Raw genomic sequence first — 3,405 nt, forward strand, 5'->3', positions numbered from 1 at the left:
CGAGCCCTTGATGCCCAACTTCTTCTCCGGAGCACCGAAACTGACCCCCGGATCGGACTTCTCGACCACGAAGGCGGAGATGCCCCGCGACCGCGCGGTCGGGTCGGTCACCGCGAAAACCGTGTAGAACTCGGACACCCCGGCATTGGTGATCCACCGCTTCACGCCGTTGAGCACCCAGTGGTCGCCGTCCCGCACCGCCCGGGTGGTCATCGACGCCGCGTCGCTGCCGGCCTCCGGCTCCGAGAGGCAGTACGAGAACATCGCCTCACCGGCGGCGACCGGGGTCAGGTAGCGGCGCTTGAGGTCGTCGGAGCCGGCCAGCAGCAGCGGCATGGTGCCGAGCTTGTTCACCGCCGGGATCAGCGACGACGAGGCGCAGGCCCGGGCGACCTCCTCGATCACGATCGCGGTGGCCAGCGCGTCGGCGCCCGCACCGCCGTACTCCTCGGGGATGTGCGGGGCGTGGAAGTCGGCAGCCCGTAACGCGTCGTACGAAGCCTTGGGGAACTCACCGGTCTCGTCGGCCTCGGCAGCCTGCGGCGCCACCTTCGCCGCACAGACCTCACGGACGGCTTCCCGGATCGCCTGGTGCTCCTCGGGCAACCGATACACATCGAACGAGTGCTCTGCGGGCATGCCGGCCCCTCCCCTTCACCGCTACTATGCGCAGTCTGTAGCGTCACCTGGACGGCCATCGCGCAGACTGAAGGATAGCCACCACCGTTCGAGCCATGTTACCGGCGCGTAGGCTGAGCCGGGACGGAGCATCGACGCCGGTCGGCGATGATGGAGTGCAGACAGCAGAATCACCCCCCTCCGGTGCCCCGCCGAGGCGCCGCAGCGGCCCGCGACGCGACCACGCGCCGCCAGTGCGAGCGGAGAGACAGGCGTGACCATCCCGTACCCGAACACCCAGCCGATGCCCGCCATCGCCTCGGTGACACCCCCCTCGGGTGCATCCCGACCTCGGGTGACCTTCCTGGGCACTGGCTACCTCGGCGCGACCTACGCCATCTGTTACGCCGAGCTCGGCTACGAGGTGCTGGGATTCGACGTCGACGCCGACAAGATCGCCAAGCTCAACGCGGGCGAGGTGCCGATCCACGAGCCCGGCCTGGACGAGCTGCTCCGGCGTAACCTGGCCGCCGGTCGGCTGCGGTTCAGCACCGACATCGCCGAGACCGCCGACTTCGGCGACGTGCACTTCATCTGCGTCGGCACCCCGCAGCGCGCCGACGGCATGGGCGCCGACCTGTCGTACGTCGAGGCGTCGGTCACCGGTCTGGCCCAGCACCTGACCCGCAAGGCCCTGATCGTCGGCAAGTCCACCGTCCCGGTCGGCACCGCCGAGTGGGTGGAACAGCTCGTTGGCAAGCACGCCTCCACGGACCTGGGTGTCGAGGTGGCCTGGAGCCCGGAGTTCCTCCAGGAGGGCTTCGCCGTCGACGACGTGCTCCGGCCGAACCGGATCGTGGTCGGCGTCAAGAGCGACTGGGCCAACGGCATGCTCTACGCCGCGCACAAGGGCGTCTTCGACCTGGCCGCCACGGAGGACCGCGAGGTACCTCTGGTGGTCACCGACTTCGCCACCGCCGAGCTGGTCAAGGTCGCCGCCAACGCCTTCCTGGCGACCAAGATCTCCTTCATCAACGCGATGGCCGAGGTGTGCGAGGCTGCCGGCGGCGACGTCACCCAGCTCGCCAAGGCCATCGGGTACGACCCTCGCATCGGCAACCGTTTCCTCCAGTCCGGGCTGGGCTTCGGCGGCGCCTGCCTGCCGAAGGACATCCGCGCCTTCCAGGCCCGGGCGCAGGAACTGGGCGCCGGTGAGGCGCTGCGCTTCCTGCACGAGGTCGACCTGATCAACCTGCGTCGCCGGACCCGCGTGCTCCACCTCGCCGCCGACCTGCTCGGTCGCCGGTCCGGCCCGGCCGGCCCGGACCTCTCCGGCACCCGCATCGCCGTCCTCGGGGCGACCTTCAAACCCAACACCGACGACGTACGCGACGCACCCGCTCTCGCCGTCGCCGCGCTGCTGCACAAGGCCGGCGCCGAGGTGCACGTCTTCGACCCGCAGGGCATGGAGAACGCCCGCCGGGCGGTGCCGGAACTGCGCTACGAGCCGGACGTCAACGCGGCGGTCACCGGCGCCGACCTGGTCTGCGTCCTCACCGAGTGGGCGGACTTCCGCAACGCCGACCCGAGCGCGCTCGGGGAACTGGTCACCGGGCGGCGCGTGGTCGACGCCCGCAACTGCCTCGACTCGGCACTGTGGACGCAGGCTGGCTGGGAGTATCGGGGGATGGGGCGGCCTTGATCTTGTTCTTCGGGGGTGGGTTTTCCGGGGGAGCCCACCCGCTCCGGGCGGTCAGGCTTGATCCCTGCGCGGGTGGGCTCCCCCGGAAAACCTGACGTCCCGCAGCCTGCGTGAGATGGCCCATCCCCGGCGGGGGGTGGGATCTGGCTTCGCGGGAACCTGACGTCCCGCAGCCTGCCTGAGGCGGCCCATCCCGGCGGGGGTGGGATCTGGATTCGCGGGAACCTGACGTTCCGTAGCCTGCGTGGGCGGTCCATCCCGGCGGGGGTGGGAGCTGGGCCTTCGCTTTGGTCGGCGGGTCGTCGGGGGGGGTACGGCGGGCTGACTCGGAGGGCTCGACTGGGCGGGATCGCTTCGGGGTTGCTGATCTTGGACGGGTGTGACCCGCCGACAACGGTCGAATTCCTGGGCCGCATTGGGCATGCTGCGACAGTGGGAATCCACACTGCGGGTGGAGGGGTGTCGTGGCGACCTTTCAGTGCTCCTCGTGCGGCCAGGAGATCAAGCCGGCCGTCCGCTGCCCGCGCTGCGGTGCCCACCAGCCACAATGGGCCGAGCACCTGGCGGACATCGAGCGGTCCATCGCGGAGATGAAGGCCCGCGAGGCCGCCATCGCCAGTGAACAACGGCAACTCGCGTCCAAGATGCAGGCCGCGATCTTCCAGCGGGACATCCTCGCGCACGCCGGCAACTCGGGTGACGAACGTCTCAAGCAGTCCGGCCGGGGGCGCCGCGTACTCCGTCGCCGACCGCCGCGCACCCCTTCCGGCGACGGCACCGCCGCAACGGCCTCGACTCCCACGGCCGACCGCACCACCCCGCCGCCACGACGACAACCCGCCGACGGCGACACCGGACCGACGCGGACGTCACCGGGCGACGGTGCCACCTCGACGGCCCGCATGCCCCCCGGCGACGGCACCACCGGCGCGACGCGCGTGCCCGTCGGCGACGACGCCACCGGTCCGACACGCTTCGGCGGCGGTGATGCCGACGGGCCGACACGCTTCGGCGGCGACGCCGACGGGCCGACGCGGAGACCACCCGGCGGCGGAGCCACGTCGGCCCGCAAGCAACCCTGTCTC

General features: G+C 71.0%; 2 protein-coding genes and 1 pseudogene. 2 read left to right on the forward strand and 1 reads right to left on the reverse strand.

The genetic code is table 11. The annotated features are described in order from the left end of the window. The coding region (locus EYA84_RS29135) for an acyl-CoA dehydrogenase family protein (protein ID WP_201272517.1) at positions 1 to 639 on the reverse strand (639 nt) is incomplete at its 3' end. Positions 640 to 892: 253 nt separating this feature from the next. Here EYA84_RS29135 and EYA84_RS29140 point away from each other — a divergent pair. Together EYA84_RS29140 and EYA84_RS33720 are read left to right on the forward strand one after the other, a co-directional pair. Then, positions 893 to 2,320, forward strand: coding sequence for a UDP-glucose/GDP-mannose dehydrogenase family protein (locus tag EYA84_RS29140; protein WP_131057222.1), 1,428 nt, complete (start codon positions 893 to 895; stop codon positions 2,318 to 2,320). 464 nt (positions 2,321 to 2,784) lie between these two features. Beyond that, a pseudogene (locus tag EYA84_RS33720) lies at positions 2,785 to 3,405 on the forward strand (hypothetical protein); the annotation flags it as partial.

It is taken from the genome of Verrucosispora sp. SN26_14.1, assembly GCF_004307965.1.
Classification (GTDB): domain Bacteria; phylum Actinomycetota; class Actinomycetes; order Mycobacteriales; family Micromonosporaceae; genus Micromonospora.